This window comes from Enterococcus sp. E5-37, assembly GCF_035726925.1.
Classification (GTDB): Bacteria; Bacillota; Bacilli; order Lactobacillales; family Enterococcaceae; genus Enterococcus_B; species Enterococcus_B faecium.
Map to the genome: position 1 here is coordinate 21,543 of NZ_JAPMLG010000006.1, position 18,211 is coordinate 39,753.

The 18,211-nt window shown below is 37.4% G+C and carries 17 protein-coding genes, 1 tRNA gene and 1 other annotated feature; of the genes, 16 read left to right on the forward strand and 2 right to left on the reverse strand.

Going from position 1 to position 18,211, the window contains the following annotated elements:
• Window position 1: 1 nt before the first annotated feature.
• The 5 genes from dltD (at window position 2) to OS138_RS06405 (ending at window position 5,121) form a co-directional block, all read left to right on the forward strand.
• Window positions 2-1,270 carry a D-alanyl-lipoteichoic acid biosynthesis protein DltD gene (gene dltD / locus OS138_RS06385; protein WP_002288094.1) on the forward strand — a complete coding sequence of 423 codons (1,269 nt, stop codon included), beginning with the start codon at window positions 2-4 and terminating at the stop codon, window positions 1,268-1,270.
• A gap of 140 nt (window positions 1,271-1,410) precedes the next feature.
• Window positions 1,411-2,493 (forward strand): M42 family metallopeptidase, encoded by a 1,083-nt coding sequence (locus OS138_RS06390; RefSeq protein ID WP_002288096.1) that lies wholly within the window; start codon window positions 1,411-1,413, stop codon window positions 2,491-2,493.
• The gene (locus tag OS138_RS06395; RefSeq protein WP_002288098.1) at window positions 2,493-3,296 is read left to right on the forward strand and encodes a DUF975 family protein; all 804 of its coding nucleotides are present in this window, start codon (window positions 2,493-2,495) and stop codon (window positions 3,294-3,296) included. Before OS138_RS06390 ends, OS138_RS06395 begins: the two co-directional genes overlap by 1 nt.
• Window positions 3,297-3,365: 69 nt before the next feature.
• Window positions 3,366-4,106 (forward strand): MBL fold metallo-hydrolase, encoded by a 741-nt coding sequence (locus tag OS138_RS06400; protein ID WP_087626496.1) that lies wholly within the window; start codon window positions 3,366-3,368, stop codon window positions 4,104-4,106.
• Window positions 4,107-4,116: 10 nt separating this feature from the next.
• Window positions 4,117-5,121: a lipoate--protein ligase gene (locus OS138_RS06405; protein WP_325069860.1), complete on the forward strand. Its 1,005-nt coding sequence runs from the start codon at window positions 4,117-4,119 to the stop codon at window positions 5,119-5,121.
• Window positions 5,122-5,165: 44 nt separating this feature from the next.
• Here OS138_RS06405 and OS138_RS06410 read toward each other — a convergent pair whose 3' ends face one another.
• Complete coding sequence (locus OS138_RS06410; RefSeq protein ID WP_325069861.1) at window positions 5,166-7,010, reverse strand: hypothetical protein; 1,845 nt, start codon at window positions 7,008-7,010, stop codon at window positions 5,166-5,168.
• Between the two features lie 211 nt (window positions 7,011-7,221).
• Here OS138_RS06410 and OS138_RS06415 point away from each other — a divergent pair, with 211 nt between their 5' ends.
• The 5 genes from OS138_RS06415 to OS138_RS06435 all read left to right on the forward strand — a co-directional run bounded on the left by OS138_RS06415 (window position 7,222) and on the right by OS138_RS06435 (window position 11,205).
• Window positions 7,222-7,740: a signal peptidase I gene (locus OS138_RS06415; RefSeq protein ID WP_061343702.1), complete on the forward strand. Its 519-nt coding sequence runs from the start codon at window positions 7,222-7,224 to the stop codon at window positions 7,738-7,740.
• A gap of 127 nt (window positions 7,741-7,867) precedes the next feature.
• The gene (locus tag OS138_RS06420) at window positions 7,868-8,551 is read left to right on the forward strand and encodes an O-methyltransferase (RefSeq protein ID WP_087626498.1); all 684 of its coding nucleotides are present in this window, start codon (window positions 7,868-7,870) and stop codon (window positions 8,549-8,551) included.
• Between the two features lie 308 nt (window positions 8,552-8,859).
• Window positions 8,860-8,933: transfer RNA gene (locus tag OS138_RS06425), tRNA-Arg, on the forward strand.
• A 158-nt stretch (window positions 8,934-9,091) separates the two neighbouring features.
• Window positions 9,092-9,451 carry a DUF1304 domain-containing protein gene (locus tag OS138_RS06430; RefSeq protein WP_002323271.1) on the forward strand — a complete coding sequence of 120 codons (360 nt, stop codon included), beginning with the start codon at window positions 9,092-9,094 and terminating at the stop codon, window positions 9,449-9,451.
• A gap of 122 nt (window positions 9,452-9,573) precedes the next feature.
• Window positions 9,574-11,205, forward strand: coding sequence for a SulP family inorganic anion transporter (locus OS138_RS06435; RefSeq protein WP_087626499.1), 1,632 nt, complete (start codon window positions 9,574-9,576; stop codon window positions 11,203-11,205).
• A 61-nt stretch (window positions 11,206-11,266) separates the two neighbouring features.
• Here the strand turns inward: OS138_RS06435 and OS138_RS06440 are convergent, their stop codons facing one another.
• The gene (locus OS138_RS06440) at window positions 11,267-11,908 is read right to left on the reverse strand and encodes a uracil-DNA glycosylase (protein ID WP_086324948.1); all 642 of its coding nucleotides are present in this window, start codon (window positions 11,906-11,908) and stop codon (window positions 11,267-11,269) included.
• A gap of 185 nt (window positions 11,909-12,093) precedes the next feature.
• Window positions 12,094-12,170: a sequence feature (ribosomal protein L21 leader region), on the forward strand.
• A gap of 19 nt (window positions 12,171-12,189) precedes the next feature.
• On the opposite strand from OS138_RS06440, the gene rplU reads away from it, so the two are divergent.
• The 6 genes from rplU to OS138_RS06470 all read left to right on the forward strand — a co-directional run bounded on the left by rplU (window position 12,190) and on the right by OS138_RS06470 (window position 18,190).
• Window positions 12,190-12,498, forward strand: a complete 309-nt coding sequence (rplU, locus tag OS138_RS06445) for a 50S ribosomal protein L21 (RefSeq protein WP_002289450.1) — start codon at window positions 12,190-12,192, stop codon at window positions 12,496-12,498.
• A gap of 26 nt (window positions 12,499-12,524) precedes the next feature.
• Window positions 12,525-12,869: a ribosomal-processing cysteine protease Prp gene (locus OS138_RS06450; protein WP_002289451.1), complete on the forward strand. Its 345-nt coding sequence runs from the start codon at window positions 12,525-12,527 to the stop codon at window positions 12,867-12,869.
• Between the two features lie 12 nt (window positions 12,870-12,881).
• Entirely contained in the window at window positions 12,882-13,175 is a 294-nt protein-coding gene (gene rpmA / locus OS138_RS06455) for a 50S ribosomal protein L27 (protein WP_002289452.1), read from the forward strand.
• Between the two features lie 433 nt (window positions 13,176-13,608).
• Window positions 13,609-16,416, forward strand: a complete 2,808-nt coding sequence (locus OS138_RS06460; protein ID WP_002320929.1) for a sigma 54-interacting transcriptional regulator — start codon at window positions 13,609-13,611, stop codon at window positions 16,414-16,416.
• A 190-nt stretch (window positions 16,417-16,606) separates the two neighbouring features.
• Window positions 16,607-17,098: a mannose/fructose/sorbose PTS transporter subunit IIB gene (locus OS138_RS06465; protein WP_002289455.1), complete on the forward strand. Its 492-nt coding sequence runs from the start codon at window positions 16,607-16,609 to the stop codon at window positions 17,096-17,098.
• 102 nt (window positions 17,099-17,200) lie between these two features.
• Window positions 17,201-18,190, forward strand: a complete 990-nt coding sequence (locus OS138_RS06470) for a mannose/fructose/sorbose PTS transporter subunit IIB (protein WP_002289456.1) — start codon at window positions 17,201-17,203, stop codon at window positions 18,188-18,190.
• Window positions 18,191-18,211 lie beyond the last annotated feature (21 nt).

Sequence of the window (18,211 nt, forward strand, 5' to 3'; positions counted from 1 at the left end):
TATGAAAAAGAAACTTTTTGCTATTTTCGGCCCGGTTGTTTTAGCTGTTGGCTTACTGTTTGTGTTTTTTACCTCCTCCTATCAAGTAGATATCTCTAATCCAGAAACGATTAGACGTGCCTCTTCTTCCATGTCAGTGAACGTGTTGAAAGGAGATGCGATAAAAAATTATGCATTATCTGAAAAACAATATATTCCTTTTTTTGGCTCAAGTGAATTAAGCAGAATCAGTCCATTTCATCCGTCTGTTCTGGCAGAAAAATACCAGCGAAACTATCGTCCATTTTTGCTGGGAGCACCCGGGACACAATCGTTAAGCCAATATATGATGATGCGTTCTGCAGGAGATGCTATGAAAAACAAGAAAGTCGTCTTTATTATTTCTCCTCAGTGGTTCGTTAAAAATGGTGTAAAAACTGATTACTTTAATACGTATTATTCTGAACTTCAAACATACGACTGGTTGTTTTCAATGAAGAAAGTAACGCCTGCTGATCGCTATTTAGCTAGAAGATTATTAACTTTCTCAAAAGTAAAAGAGAATGATACGTTGACGGCGATTCTGCAAACGATCAAAAAAGGGAAGCTACCTTTACCTGAATCTTTGAATCAGCTGCGCAGCCAATGGAACATGCTGAAGAGAGAGGATGAAGTATTCAGCAATATTGGGTTGAAAGATCGACAGCAAAAAATCGATCATGAGTCAAAACGATTACCAAAACAATACCAAGAAACAGAATTATCCATTTTAGCAAATCAAATTGGAGAACGAGAAACGACGAATAATCCATTCGGGTTGAAAAACGATTTTTATACGCATCGTATCCGAGCCCACGAGCCAGAGCTCAAACAGTCACAAAAAAATTGGGATTATCGTTTTTCGCCAGAATTTTCTGATTTTCAGCTGGTCTTGGATCAATTAGCAAAAAACCATAACGAAGTATTGTTCATCATCCCACCGGTTAACGAGAAATGGAGCGATTATACCGGACTATCTCAAGAAATGTTACAAGGATTTGCCAAAAAGATCAAATTTCAATTAAATAGCCAAGGATTCAATCGAATAGCTGATTTTGTCAATCAAGCGGGTACCAACTATTTTATGGAAGACACGATCCATCTAGGCTGGAAAGGCTGGTTGGCTGCAGATCAACAGATCAGACCGTTTTTAGAAGAAAATCATATTACTGCTAGTAAGTATCATCTTGACGATGCTTTTTTTAGCAAATCTTGGCAACATCAAATACCAGATAAACTACAATTAAAATAAAGAAAACAGGCGAGTGTTGCTCGCTTGTTTTCTTTATTTTTGAATATTCTGAATAAAAGATAAAAATACCAAGTTTGCCTGAACAAAAATCATAAGCAATGGTATAATCACAATATGAATATAGAAATGGGGGAAAACATTTGGATACAAAAGAAGAACAGCTACTTATTGATTTAACTTCTGCAAAAGGAGTACCTGGAAATGAAGAAGAGGTAAGAGAAGTATTCAGAGAATATGCCAAACCATTCGCTGATGATATTTTTTATGACGGTTTAGGCAGTGTGATTGCCAAACATGGTGCTGGCGGAGGCCCCAAGGTCTTTATTTCTGGTCATATGGACGAAGTTGGTTTTATGGTAACAAAAATAACCGAAAAAGGCTTCTTGGAATTCCAAACTCTTGGAGGTTGGTGGGGGCAAGTCATGCTTGCTCAGCAAGTTGAAATCAAAACACGTGAAGGGAAAATCGTCCACGGTGTGATTGGTTCCAAACCACCACATGTTTTAACACCTCAAGTAAGAAATAAACCTTATGAAATAAAGGATATGTTCATTGATATTGGCGCATCAAGCCAAGAAGAAGCCAAAGAGTGGGGCATACGTCCTGGAGATATGGTCACTCCATATATTGAATACAAACGAATGAATGGCAGTAAATATTTACTGGCAAAAGCATGGGATAATCGTATCGGGACAGCTGTTTCTCTGCGAGTATTAGAGAATCTATCTAAAGAAGCACACCCAAATGTTTTATTCGCAGGAAGCGATGTGCAAGAAGAAGTAGGCTTGCGAGGTGCTCGAACAAGTACACACCTTGTAAATCCCGATATTGCTTTTGCTTTAGATACTGGTACAGCAGGAGACACTCCAGGAATGACACCAAAAGAAGCAGATTCGATTTTAGGAAAAGGCCCACAGATTTTGATTTTTGATGCATCTATGATCCCGCATAAAAAATTATTGAATTTTGTTATTGATGTAGCAGAGGAAATGGATATTCCATTCCAATATACAGTGATTTCTGGCGGAGGAACTGATGCAGGACAAATGCATTTGACAAGAGATGGTGTTCCGTCTGTAGCCATTACCGTTCCTGTTCGTTATCTGCATTCCCATACATCAGTGATTCATGAAGATGATTATTTGAATACAGTGAAACTAGTCACAGAATTAGTGAAACGGCTTGATAGTGAAACAGTTGAAAAAATTCGGAGTTATGAATAATGAATAATAGAATACCTATTTCTGAATATCGGAAAAAAGCACGAGTTTCTTTGGAAAATCAATGGGGAATCAATACTTGGCTTGTTTTCTTATCTATAATATTTACGAGCGTCATCCAGAACTTTTTTGACGGTTTCAGTCCTTTTCCGGAAGAAAGCATGCAGCAGCACTTATTGAGTTTTCTAGTCGATAATTTACTTTTATTCGCATTCAACTATGCATTGTTTTACATTGCGCTAGTAGTTGTACGGGGTGGCAGACCAAAAAGTAACCTTTTATTTTCAGTTTTCCAAAGAAAGTATTTTGGTTCGATACTTGGCATCAATTTGATCAATTCAGTCATCAACTGGCTACTCAACAGTTTAATCTTTCTGCCCATGTTTTTAATCAGCGGAGTGAGTACTTATATGCAGCTGCTTTTCAGTTCAAATGCGGTACCTACGGGTGTCATGCCAGAAGATTTTCTTGATATCAGCTTTGTTTTATCGATGATAGGGATGATTTTTGTTTCAGCACTCATCATGAGTATTGTTGGCGGTTTATTCCAATTTGCTGCATGGACAAAGTTCGACTATCCTGATTTGTCGGTTATTCAATGTTTGAAATATGGCTGGTTTTTATTGAAAGATAGAATTGGTACGTATATTTTGTTGCAGCTGTCTTTTATCGGCTGGTATTTGCTAGGAGCAATCGCTTTGTTCATCGGTCTTTTGTGGGTCATTGTTTATGTGAATGTGTCAGTTGCAGAATTTTATGAACAAGCACGGATTGAAAAAGGAGGTCCAGACGCCTATTTTACTTAGCATGTAAGCAGTTTATTCATCAAAAAAATAACTTTTGTGGTAGGATAAATCTTTGAGGGGGAATGTACGATGAAATTAACTGTTTTAGGATGCTTAGGAGCGTATCCTTATAAAAATCAAGGGACAACAGGTTATTTGCTTCAATCTGACGGGTTCAATTTGTTGATCGATGCAGGTAGTGCTACGCTGATCAAATTACAAGAACACCTTGATCCACTTGATCTAGATGCTGTGATCCTTAGCCATTATCATCATGACCATATTGCTGACCTTGGTGTATTACAGTATTACTGGCAACTTCATCCTAAGAGAAATCCGGAGACATTGCTTTCAATTTATGGACACACAAAAGATTCCATTCACTTTGAAGAATTGACGATGGAAAATGTCTCAAAAGGACATCCTTATTTTGAAGCTGAAGAATTAAAAATTGGTCCTTTTCTGATTACTTTTATGGAAACAATCCATCCAGTAGTATGTTACGCCATGCGTATCGTAGAAGAAACAACGGGGAAAGTATTCGTATTTACAGGTGATTCAGGTTATTTGGAAAGTTTCGCTGATTTTGCGAAAGATGCTGATTTGTTTCTAGCAGATACCTATCTTTTTGAAGAAAATGAACATCATCATGCCCATTTCACTTCAAAAGAAGCTGGAGAACTTGCGAAATCAGCTAACGTAAAGAAACTTGTACTTACACACCTACCTCAGTTTGGTGATTTAGAACAATTGAAAAATGAAGCGCAAAAGGCAGCAGGCAAAGGGATTGATGTAGAACTTGCTGCAGTTGACAAAGTGTTTAACATTTAGGAGGAAGAACATGATTTTTGTACCAAATGAAAACCACGACCCAAGAATCAATTTAGCAATTGAACAATATTTGCTGCAAGAAATACCTTTAGATGAACCTATTTTGCTCTTTTATATCAATGAACCTTCAATCATCATCGGCAGAAACCAAAATACGCTTGAAGAAATCAATCGAGATTATGTGGAAGAAAATGGCATTCATGTTGTCCGTCGCTTAAGTGGAGGCGGAGCTGTCTACCATGATTTTGGAAACCTGAACTTTAGTTTTATCATGCCTGATGATGGGGATTCATTCCGTGACTTTGCGAAAGTAACACAGCCAATCATCCAAGCACTTCATGAATTGGGTGTTGCTGGGGCGGAATTGAAAGGCCGAAATGATCTAGTCATTGATGGCATGAAATTTTCTGGCAACGCGATGTATGCTACCAACGGTCGGATGTTTGCTCATGGAACAATTATGTTCGACTCTGATATCAATGAAGTAGTCAATGCATTAAAAGTAAAAAAAGACAAAATCGAATCAAAAGGAATCAAATCGATCCGTTCTCGTGTAACGAATATCAAACCATTTCTTCCAGAAGAAAAGCAAAAAATGACAACAGAAGAATTTCGTCAAGAAATCTTGTTGAAAATTTTCGGCGTAGAGTCAGTAGAAGAAGTAAAAACGTACGAATTGACTGATGAAGATTGGAAAAAAATCAATCGAATCTCTGAGGAATATTATCGAAATTGGGATTGGAATTACGGGAAGTCTCCAGATTTCAATTTCTCTCGCCAAAAACGTTTTTCTATCGGTTCGATTGAAGTCCATTTGAATGTCTCAGAAGGAATGATCAAAGAAGCAAAAATCTTTGGCGATTTCTTCGGACTAGGAGATATCTCTGACGTGGAAAAAAAATTGGTTGGACAGAAATATGATAAAGCATCTCTATCAAAAATAGTCAGCCAAATTGATGTGAAGAAATATTTTGGTGCGATAGAACCAGAAGAATTGCTTACCTTACTTTATTGAAAATAAAAAATAGCGGAATCCACATATATGGATTCCGCTATTTTTTATACAGGATTCGGGTAATTTCGAGAGAGTTGAACAGTGATCCGATCCATGAAAGTATCTTTTTCCTGCGTTAGTGTTCCTGTGTAACGATCCGCTACGTCTTTCATCATCATTAAGTCAAAACGTTCCTGATCATCTAATTCTTCTGTGATGCCTCGACTAAATAAATTTGTATCGTAATGTGCACTATGTTCGCAACAAATGACGAAATGTTCCTCTTGTTCGTGTATCGACAAATAAATTTTTCGATACAGTGGATTTTCGATGGCATGAGTTTCTCTAAAGGAATGCTCTAAAGCGTGGATCAAAAGTTGAGACAGATCGTCATCGTTGATAGGAAGTTCTTCGGGAAGATCTGCTTGGAAGGTTATCTGAATATTCCGTTTGGCAGCTAACTTCTGGTAACGCGCTAAGATAAGATTTGTCACCTGGTGGTTGCAAAAAGAACACAGCATTTCGAAATTTTTTGCTTCTTCTAATATCTTTTCCACATAGTTTTTAGCTTTTGTTTGGTCCGTATGCATTAAATCTTGCAGATTCTCCATCTCTTGGACAAATTCCAGGCGAAGTGTATTTACTTCTTGGATATGCTGTCGAAGCTGCTCATAATGTTGCTCCAACAAATCATTTTTGATTTTTAAAAAATCTACTTGTCTCCGATCTTTGTCGGTATTTAAGATGTGATCGATTAGATTGTAGCTGATAATAACGATTAGAATGATAATATATAAAATCGTAGACCAATTGATCGTTGTTTGATAGATACCTAATGCTGTTTGGATGTAAATCAAGCAATGGATAATGGCTACCAAGACGATCCAAGGTGTACAAGCTACATAAAAACGGTTATTCTTATATGCTTCGCCAATGCATGCAAGTGAAGTGACTAAAGTGCTTATAACACTAGCAATATTAGCAATCGGCATTAATTCAGGAAGTTCTGCAGGAGTAAAAGTTGCATAAAGCAGAACGCCGATAAAAATCAAAAGTTGGAACGTACAAAAAATTCCGTACCATTTTTTATAGTAAAACATTCGGCTCCAATAATAGCAGATGATGAAAGCTGACGTTAAGATAATAAATAAATGAGATAAAAAAGAATGAACGAATGGTTCAAAAAGAATACCACTTAAAATATCTTCTGATACAGCTTCAAATCCTAATGCCAAAGCAAAGCAACTTAAGAGAATAAGTGAGTATTCAAGACGTTTTTGTTTATACATCAAGTAGATCGTATAGAAAAAGGTCCCTATAGCGATAAAAACAGCGATTATCATCGTCAATACTTGCGGCACTGATTGTGAATAAATAAAACTAATCAATGGTCCAGTTGTTCCTAGATAAACTTTCGGTGGCAACCCAGCATAGTTCTGATAAGGAGATGAGACTGTAAGGGTCAATTTTTTTCCGATGTAATTTGCTGGTAAATCTATCACAGCCAATGAGAGTCCGGGATTGCTTTCTTCCTGATAATCTTTCCGTTGGTATAAAATCTTTTCGCCTAGATATACAGTAATCCATTGATGGTTTCCTTTGATTAGTAAATTTGCTTCGTCCAACGGTTTTTCAAGTGTCGTTTCCATAATGAATGTTTCGTCTTTATCCACGGTAGGAATCGTACGAGTGTACTTGCTGTCAAACTTAAAATCAGGATCATCTTTTGTATAGAAAACCCACGAATCTTTTATTTCTTTCATTTGATTGCTGTCCGCAGGAGAAAAAATAAAATAAAAGAAATAAGCAATTCCTGTTAAAAATAACAATGATAATATAATGATTATGCTCCACTTTATACGTAAATAAAAAGATTTTTTTTTATTATATATGTTATTAAAAAAAGCCATAAAGGTATTCCTTTCTAAAACTTGTAATGTTAGGGTAAACGTTTTTTAAACTAACGTCAATTATTTATAATAAAAAATGAGATAAAGATGAGGAAATAGAATTAGAAACATGTAATTATTAAAGGGAAACATTTTTACAGCTATAATTTGAAAAAAATTTATCGTTATTATATGATTAAGAAGGATTGAATAAAGAAAGAAGTTGAAAACGATGCCTGATTACAAAAAAATAACTTTTATAAGTTCTATAACGTTGATTATATTTTTAATTCTTATTCTTCTCGTCGTCTTGGTTCCCCGAATTTTTGGTTTGACTCCTTATATTATTGAGGACAAAGAAATGAGTCCATATTACGCACAAGGAAATCTGATATATGTACGACCGAAAAATACAAATGAGATTTTAGTCGGAGATATTATTACATATTATGAAAATTCAGGAAAAAAAATCTCGACGCGTCGTGTAATAGCCGTTGAAAACAACCACGAAGATTTTTATACAAAAGCTGATACAAAGACTTATATTGAGCCTGGTGTAGTAAAAAAGAGAAATATTATCGGTAGTCCCATCTTTCAGATTCCATATATTGGACTAGTCCTTTCAAAAACGGCATTTGCATGGATTCAGGGGTTATTCTTTACGATTGCTTTTTGCCTAACAGGAATCACAGCATGGAATACTTTTGTAGAGTTGAAAAAGAAGCGGAGACGAACACAGAAATTGTTGTAAGAATGTTAAAAACATAAATGTATTCCAGAGATCCAACGACTCTTCTGAACATGAAACACGAGAAAACACTCATGCAGCTTGTAGATTTAGTCAGTTGTTCGTATAATGTGTAAAGAGGAGGAGTAGTATGCGCAATGAAATGATGCATCGTCCTGTAGTCAAAGAAGAACTATTGGATTTTATGCGTACCCAGCAAAAAAAATTACCGGGTGAGCTAGGCAAACTGGAAGAAGAAGCTCATGTAGCAGAAGTACCAGTTATTCCCCATGAAACAGTTGTATTTTTGAAATTTTTACTTGGACAGCTTCAGCCTGAACGAATCTTGGAGATCGGAGCAGCTATCGGTTTTTCATCAAGTGTCATGGCCACGACAATCGGAGAAAACGCTCATGTTACGACAATTGATCGTTTCGATGTCATGATCGAGAAAGCTAAAAAAAACTATGAACGTCTAGGACTGACAGATAAAGTGACTTTGCTTGAAGGTCAAGCAGCAGATATCTTGCCGGAGTTGTCTGGTCCGTATGACTTTATTTTTATGGATAGTGCAAAATCAAAATATATTGAATTTTTACCTGAATGCTTACGTTTGTTAAGAAAAGGTGGCGTTTTGATGGTAGATGACATCTTCCAAGGAGGAACGATCTTGCTCCCAGATGAAGAGATTCCCCGTGGCAAACGAGCTATCCATCGTAAATTAAATGAATTTCTTCATGTTGTGATGGATCATCCCGATTTGACATCGACAATCTTGCCATTAGGTGATGGTGTGATCTTAATGACAAAGGAATCAGAAACAATTGAGTTGTGATACATGATTATGGCAGCCTGTAGATAATCGATTGAATCGAGGGCTCAATTCGAACTTGATGTAAAAGTTTCTATATTTGTAAGTCAATTAAAGGATACAGAAAATCTAAATAAACAGGAGTAGCATGAAGTCAATGTAGCTCCTGTTTTCAATTGATAACCTTAGAACAGCTGAAGGAGAATGTCTCGTTTTAAAAGATTGATTTAGTAGTTGGGCCAAAATAATTCATTATTTGCTAATTAAATAACTATTTCGTATTGACAGAAGCAATTTAATTATCTATAATTATTGATGTTCCGCTGATTCTTGTCATAGTAGCTCAGCTGGATAGAGCATCCGCCTTCTAAGCGGACGGTCGGGGGTTCGAATCCCTCCTGTGACGCTAAAAAACCGTTAGAAACTGAGGTTTCTAACGGTTTTTCTTTATTTTTTGTGCCAATATTGTTTGTTTTCAAAGGCAAATAAAATAAAAAAACATCCTTATCGAGTACAATTATAAGGAGCAAAAAAATAAAATTCATCAGAAAAGAGGAAGAAGATATGACGATACTATCGAAAATTTTAGTGACTCTAGTTGCAATTGAATTTTTTTATATCATGTATATCGAAACGGTGAGAACTGATTCTGACACGACAAGTAGGGTTTTTAAAATGAGTAAAGAAGAGTTAAGCAGAAAATCTGTTCAAACATTGTTTAAGAACCAAGGAGTGTACAATGGACTATTAGGAGTGGGACTACTTTATGGAGCTTATCTTTCTTCTGCATCTAAAGAAATCACAAGTATGCTATTAATATCTATTTTTTTTGTTGCATTATATGGCAGTTTGACTAGCGATCGTTGGATTTTACTCAAACAAGGTGGGCTAGCGCTGCTGGCATTGCTTTCTATTTTCTTATAAATATAGAAAAAATAAGAATTTATCTAACAGGAAACTTTGTGAAAAATATTACTTTATCTCATGAAATATGATATTCTAATGAATGGTATTTTAGAAAATTTCATGAAAAAGGAGTTAGATAGGTGTTCAAAAATTATGTTTCCTCACTAAAAAAAGAATTTTCAGGTTATGATCTTTCAAGATTTCAGAAAGATCTTTTGGCTGGGATCACAGTAGCTGCTGTAGCATTGCCTTTAGCCTTGGCTTTTGGGGTGTCAAGCGGAGCTGATGCGGCCGCAGGTTTGATTACGGCTATCATTGCCGGTATCGTTATTGGCGGTTTATCAGGCGGTTTTTATCAAATATCAGGTCCGACAGGTGCGATGGCAGCTATCTTGATGTCTATTGCGGCAACAAAGGGAATGCAAGGTGTATTGCTTGCTACTTTTTTAGCGGGTCTATTTTTACTTGCAGCAGGACTTTTCCGATTAGGAACACTGACTTCTTTTATCCCAGCACCCGTAATTACGGGGTTTACTTCAGGTATTGCTATCATTATTGCATTAGGTCAGATCGATAATTTATTTGGTGTTCACTCGGAAGGTACAAACGTTATTGAAAAACTAAGTAGTTATCAAACGATAGGATTTCCGATAAACACAGCCTCTTTGATCATGGGAGGGCTAGTCATTTTAGGGATGTTTATCTATCCAAAAAAATGGGCGAAACGAATGCCTAGTTCGCTGCTGGCTATCATTTTGGCAACAGCAGTTATGCTATTGTTCCATTTACCAGTAGCAACTGTGGGTAAGATTCCACAAACATTGATCAGTAGTAATCGTTTGAATATGGGAGATTTTAGCTTTTCTGCCTTGCAACAAGTGGCAGTTCCAGCTGTTAGCATTGCTTTATTAGGAATGATTGAAAGCTTGCTATGTGGTGCTTCGGCTGGCCGAATGGCAAATAAGCCCTTAGATAGCAATCAAGAATTAATGGCGCAAGGAATTGGAAATCTGTTGCTTCCTTTCTTTGGCGGGATTCCTGCTACTGCGGCCATCGCCCGTACAAGCGTGGCCATCAAATCTGGTGCACAAACTAGATTAGCTGGTATGATACATGCAGTTGTCTTACTGCTCTCCATGCTTGTTTTTGCGCCAGTGATGTCACAGATTCCAATGCCAGCACTTGCAGGTGTTTTGATCGTGACGGCTTGGCGTATGAATGAATGGGAAACGATCAAGGAGCTATTTACTAATAAATATTGGTCAGCAGTTCTATTGTTTATCCTTACGATGATTTGTACAGTTATCTTTGATTTAAGTATTGCTATCGTGATCGGGGTGATCGGCGGCTGTGTATTTTTTGTTGTCAAAAGCGCTGCTATCACGATTTCATTAGAAACGATCGATTGGCAAAGAATGGGGCTGCCAGAAACGGAAAAGCTGAATAACTGGACAGTAGTGTATATTAGTGGTCCACTGTTTTTTATGTCTTCAGAAAAACTCAAAAATAAATTGGAAGAACTAAATCATCACGATGGTGTCATTTTCTCCATGCGAGGCGTACCAAGTATTGATTTGACGGCACGTGCAGTTTTTGATGAATTTCAAGAAAAAGCAGAGCAAAGAGGACAAACGATTATCTATACTTCCTTGCAGCCAGAAGTAGAAAAACAACTTTCTCACTTGTGGGAACATACATTCACGCATCAACATCAAACAGTTGCTCATGCGTTGACAGCTTTACATGCGAAATATACTGCAATTAGCCGTTAAAACAATGAAAAAGAACAGACAAGACTGTAAACTGAAGATTTTATGGTCTTGTCTGTTCTTTTTAATCTTGCTGTAAAAGTGAAGCTAGTACTTGCCAGTCTTGATGGATAACAGGTACAAGGGAGCGATTGTAGAAAATAGCTGCTGGATGAAAAAGTGGAAGAATTCGATAGTTTTTTTCTGACCATTCGTAGGCATCCTTTTGTTCTGTTAATTGTAAGACAGGCCCTGTATAGAGTTGACCATGATTTTTGGTAACCGTATATTCTTTGCCAAGTAAACGTTGAAGACCAATGTTTCCAAGTGTCGCAATTAATTTTGGCTGGACCTTCATCAGTTCGTAATCCAATATTGGTGCATGCGCAAATACTTCGGAACGAGTAGGTGTCCGATTTGGGTAAACAGTTTCTGACTGTTGTGTCCGTTTATTGATCCGATGAGTCACGCGATACGGGCGGCTCCTTACAGCACTGGTGATATACACCTCTTCTCGTGTTAAGCCAGTTGAAGAAAGTGCCTGCATCAATTCTTTTCCAGCTTGACCGCTAAAAGGAACATGCGTATCAATCTCTGTTTTCCCTGGGGCTTCTCCCACGAGCATCAGTTTAGGATGAAGAGGTCCTTGCCCAGCAACAAATCCTTCTACAGGACGGCCGTTCATTCTTAAAGAAGCTTCTTGTATCAGTTCTTTTGGGTATTCCATTTATGCTCCTCCTTTTTCTTTTATTATAAGAATAAAAGAAACACAATGCGACTATTTTATTTGGTAGAACTGGGAGGATAGAAAATCAGAAGTATTGCTTGAATTTTTGTTTTACTTTTTGATTTTAAATTTAGTTGACTAACGGTTGCTGTTCTGGTAAGCTAGTACTGTTGTAATTGTGGACTCCACAGCTACAACCGCTCAGAACAAGTAATAAGCACAGCATATGCTGTCACTTCGGATGGCGAGTCTAAGTATATCAGAAGGAGGTGCTTTATAGCATGTACGCAATTATTAAAACTGGTGGTAAACAAGTAAAAGTTGAAGTGGGACAAGCAATCTATGTTGAAAAACTTGACGTTGAAGCAGGAGAAAAAGTTGTTTTTGACGAAGTTATCTTAGTAGGCGGCGAATCTACAAAAGTAGGCGCTCCAACTGTTGCAGGTGCAACTGTTGAAGGTACTGTTGAAAAACACGGCAAACAAAAGAAAGTCGTTACTTTCAAATACAAACCTAAAAAACATTCACACCGTAAACAAGGTCATCGTCAACCATATACAAAAGTGGTTATCGACGCGATCAACGCTTAATAGCGTTTGAGAAAGAAGGCCTATATATGATCAAAGGAACATTTAAGCGAAATGACGCAGGTCAGATCGTTTCATTCACTTTGACCGGGCATGCTGATGCTGGTCCTTATGGAAGTGATATCGTTTGTGCAGGTGTTTCTGCGTTAGCGATCAGCACTGTCAACGGGATTGCCTCATTAGCCGGTTTTGAGCCGATTGTTGAAATGAATGAAGAAGAAGGCGGTTATCTTTATACCGAAGTCACTTCAGGAATGACACAAGAACAAAACAATATTGCTGAGATTCTATTAGAAAATCTTTTATTAGGATTACAATCGATAGAAGCTGAAAACTCAGAATATATCCAAATTAAAACAATTAATGATAAATAGGAGGTGCAGACCATGTTGTTATCTATGAATCTACAATTATTTGCCCACAAAAAAGGTGGCGGTTCTACATCTAACGGCCGTGACTCAGAATCAAAACGTCTAGGTGCTAAACGTGCTGATGGACAAACAGTTACAGGTGGATCAATTCTTTACCGTCAACGCGGTACAAAAATCTATCCAGGTGTAAACGTGGGTATCGGTGGAGACGACACTTTATTTGCAAAAGTTGATGGCGTAGTACGTTTCGAACGTAAAGGCCGTAACAAAAAACAAGTGTCTGTTTATCCAGTAGCTCAAGAAGCTTAATTGAATCTTGTGATTAAAGAGGTTGTGACAAGACTTTTGTCACAGCCTTTTTTTGTTTATAAAAATAAAAGTTGTAGTGGAGGCTACGAAGTTTACTTTGTCTTTTTACACTTAATATTTTTTTGCCATCTTGTAATCAGGATGTTTTGATAACTATTGTTTTTATTGATGAAAGCGTTATTGTTTGCTATCAGGAACATCATTGTAGGATAAATAGTGTTCTTTTTCTTGTTTCCGATATAAAAATGGAATTGATATTTTGTGTTCTTTTATCTTCATTACGCTTGTCCCTTCGCTTGTTATCAACAAAACAAAATCAGGTAAATAGTTGACGAAACAGAAATAAATACATAGTATTATGTTTTGAAGCCTAAGTACAACAGTCTATAGAAAAGGAGCGATACCATTGGCAAAACGCATGGACCGAATTTATATGTATGTCAAAGAAAAAACCGCTCATTTAACAAAGGCAGAATATGATCAAGGAGTAACAACACAGGAAATTGCTGAAGTGTTAGGGATTCAGCGAACAAATAGCAGTAAAGATCTGAATCAGCTAGTGCGTGAAGGAAAACTGATAAAGACAGACGGACGACCAGTACGTTACATATATCAAACACTCGTTACGCACGTAAAGCCAGTTACAAAACATGTAGTCAGTTACAAAGAAACGCCGGTCTCTGAAGAAAAAAATACACTCCAAATAGATACTAAGGATATCTTTGCAAAAATCATTGGAGCTAACGGCAGCATGAAAAATTCAGTGGAACAGGCAAAAGCTGCGATTTTGTATCCGCCAAGAGGATTAAATTGTTTGATTACAGGACCTACCGGATCAGGAAAGACTTATTTTGCACACGCGATGTATCATTTTGCAAAAGCGCATCATGTAATAGATGAGGAAACGGAACTGATTGTTTTCAATTGTGCTGATTATGCCAATAACCCTGAGCTTTTGATGAGTCATTTATTTGGGTACGCAAAAGGTGCTTTTACAGGCGCAGATGAAGAAAAAATGGGGATTATCGATCAAGCGGATGGCGGTATGCTGTTTTTGGATGAGATTCACCGGTTGCCGCCTGAAGGACAAGAAATGATCTTTTACTTTATGGATCACGGAACTTACAGTCGTCTTGGGGAAACAACGAAATCCCATGAAGCAAATGTACGGATCGTAGGTGCGACCACAGAAGACCCAGGTTCTTCTCTATTAGAAACTTTTGTTCGGCGTATCCCGATCAATATCAAACTTCCGGCTTTTGAAAAACGTCCTGCAAATGAGAAAGTCGATTTAGTAAAAATCATGATTGCCCACGAAGCAAACCGCACGCAGCGAAAGATTTCTTTGACAGAAGATGTAGCAAAAGCATTGATCGGCAGTGTGACCTATGGAAATATAGGACAATTGAAGTCAAATATCCAGTTAGTATGTGCACGAGGATTTCTAAATCATATGCAATCACCCGAAATCTCGATCACAATCGATGATTTGACAGAAGGGATTCGTAGCGGATTGATTCAATTAGCAAGCAACCGCAGTGCAATGGCAGAGCTTTCTAAAATATTGGAGCCAAAGATAACTGTAGCACCAAATGATACGATCATGAAAATCCAATCGGACTCCTATGAGTTACCTTATAATCTATATGATATCATCGGAGATAAAGCAGCTTTACTGAAGTCGGATGGTTTGGATCAAGAAGCAATCAATCATTTCATTTCTACAGATATCAACATCCATCTGAAGTCTTTCTATAAAGACCATGGTTTTTCTTTTAATGCAGACAGCAAATTAGCAGAATTTGTAGATCCGAAAATCATAGAAGTGACCAATCAGATTTATGTAATGGTCAAAAGATCTTTACCATATGAGTTTCAGCAAAACTTTATTTATGCTATGAGCTTGCATATCAGTTCTTTTTTGAAAAAAATCAACTTAGGAGAAGAACGGCATACGAATGATAACATCCGTGAGATGGCTTTTGATTTTCCAGATGAATATGCTGTTGCGAAAGAAGTGCGTAGTTATATCGAAACGTATTTTCAAGTGGAGATTCCAGAAAGTGAAGACTATTACTTGACCGTTCTACTCGTCTCGTTACGGGCAAATCAAGCAAGCGGCAGAATCGGTGTAGTCGTTGCAGCTCACGGAAACAGCACAGCAAGCAGTATGGTTCAGGTTGTCCAACAGTTGTTAGATGCAGAGAACGTACGAGCAGTAGACATGCCTTTGGATATGGATCCGAAAACAGCATTGGATCGAATTGAACGCAATGTACAAGAAGTAGATGAAGGAAGCGGGGTCATACTCTTAGTAGATATGGGGTCCCTTGCGTCGTTTAATTCGCAAATTCAAAGAGACACTGGGATTCCAGTACGTACTGTTGATATGGTAACAACTTCTCTAGTTTTGGAAACTGTACGAAAGGTCTCAGTATTAGGGACAGATCTAGATATGTTGCATGAATCATTGAAAAATTTTCGAGGTTACGCAGAAATATCTTCTGTAGAATCTGTTCAGGAAGCAAAACCTATTCATAAGAAAAAAGCTGTTTTGGCTATCTGCGCATCTGGCGAAGGTACAGCACAAAGAATCAAAGAATTGATCGAACGAGCGGTAAACAAGCGTCAAGAAACAGAATTAGAAGTTCTAGCTTTGTCGATTGTGGAAGTGAAAGAAGAACTGCCAGTTATCCAAAAAGAATATCAGATCATAGCTACTACTGGGATTACTGATTTGAATATCCAAGCCCCATTTATTCCTTTAGAACGTTTTATTGATCAAAATATCGAAGTCATTTTGGATCAGTTGCTGATGGAATCAGAATTGGAGGAAACTGAATTCATCTCCCTAGATGAAGAGTCAGCTAAAAATACGTGTGTTGAGTTTATCTCTGATAACTTCATCTTTATTAATGGTAGTAAGTTAATCGATCCAATGTGGCAATTTTCTACACAAATCTCTCAGACGACGGGAATCGGCGATGAAGAATATGGATTCAAAATCAACCTAGTGATGCACACAGCAGGAATGATCGAACGTATTATTCGGAATGAACCATTGACTGTGGAAGAAAACGAATTGACAAATACAACGAATGATCCTCTTTATAGCCAATTGGCAGCCTCAGTTGTTCTGTTGGAAGATCAGATAAAAGTAAAAGTGCCGATAGAAGAAATGTATTACCTGCTACGTCTAGTCCATAATCAGTTAGATAAAAAAGAATACACTGTGCCATGAATACACAAAAACGATACACTTTTATAGTGTATCGTTTTTGTGTATTGGTTAAGAATCCTTTAAATTCAATTAGTGTATCGTAAAAAAGTTGGCACGCTTTTTGCTTATAGTAGTGTGTGCTAGGAGGTGGTTGTTCACACAGAAATGATAGGGGTTTCTGTGAAGTAGTGAGGAAGAAGGAGTTTTGCAGATGGATATTCGATTGGCACGTATAGATGATCGTTTAATCCACGGGCAAGTCGCAACAGTTTGGTCGAAGCAAACAGGTGTTGAACGTATCATTGTGATCAGCGATGTAGTTGCTCAAGATAAATTGAGAAAGTTTCTACTAAAAGAAGCTGCACCGCCGGGGATCACAGCAAATGTAATAACCGTGCAGAAAATGATTCAAATCTATCATAGTGGATTATTATCACGAGCAAAAGTGATGCTTTTATTCACCAATCCCCAAGATGTTGAAGCGGTTGTCCGCTGCGGTGTACAGTTGAAGTCGTTGAATATCGGCGGTATGAGTTTTACTGAAGGCAAATCAATGATTACCAATTTTGTTTCAGTAAATCAACAAGATATTGATTCCTTTCGTTACTTGAACAGTCAAGAAGTGGAGTTAGAGATTCGAAAAGTACCTGCTGACAGGAAAATCCTTTTGATGGAACTACTAGCGAAAATCAAAAAGGTGTAGCAAGAATGGTTGTTGGAAAAGGTCAAATAATTCTGTTGTAATGGTTAGCAATTATTAATATTTTTGAATTTGTTACAACAAAAGTAAATAGGAGGTATAAATATGGTAGGGATTATCCTAGCAAGTCATGGACAATTTGCTGAAGGAATCTTACAATCCGGTTCAATGATCTTTGGCGAACAAGAAAACGTCAAAGCCGTGATTTTGAAACCAAGTGAAGGTCCAGATGACTTGAGAGCCAAATTGGAAGAAGCGGTTGCTTCTTTTGATAATCAAGACGAAGTGTTATTCTTAGTTGATTTATGGGGCGGAACACCGTTCAATCAATCAAACACATTATTCGAAGAGCACAAAGATAAATGGGCAATCGTCAGCGGTTTGAATTTACCAATGTTGATTGAAGCCTACGCATCACGCTTTTCAATGGAATCTGCTCATGAAATTGCAGCACATATCATTGAAACAGCAAAAGACGGTGTAAAAGTAAAACCGGAAGAATTAGAACCGGCAGAAGCACCGAAAGCAGCAGTTGAAGACGCACAACCTAAAGGAGCACTTCCAGAAGGAACTGTGGTCGGAGACGGGAAAATCAAATATGTATTAGCACGTGTTGACTCACGTCTGTTACATGGACAAGTTGCGACAGCTTGGACAAAAGCAGTGCAACCAAACCGTATTATCGTTGTTTCAGATGCAGTATCAAAGGATGATCTGCGTAAGAGACTAATCGAACAAGCTGCTCCTCCAGGTGTAAAAGCAAATGTTATTCCTATTAGCAAAATGATCGAAGTAGCAAAAGACCCTCGTTTTGGAAATACCAAAGCATTGCTTTTATTTGAAAATCCTGAAGACGTATTGACAGCTGTTGAAGGTGGCGTAGACATCAAAGAATTAAATGTTGGGTCAATGGCGCATTCGGTTGGTAAAGTCGTTGTAAGTAAAGTATTGTCTATGGGACAAGAAGACGTTGAAGCGTTTGAGAAGCTTGAACAAAAAGGTGTGAAATTCGATGTACGTAAAGTACCTAATGATTCACGCGATAACATGGATGATATTTTGAAAAAAGCAAAAGCTGAATTAGCAAAAGCGTAATAAATAATATTAAAATTTATA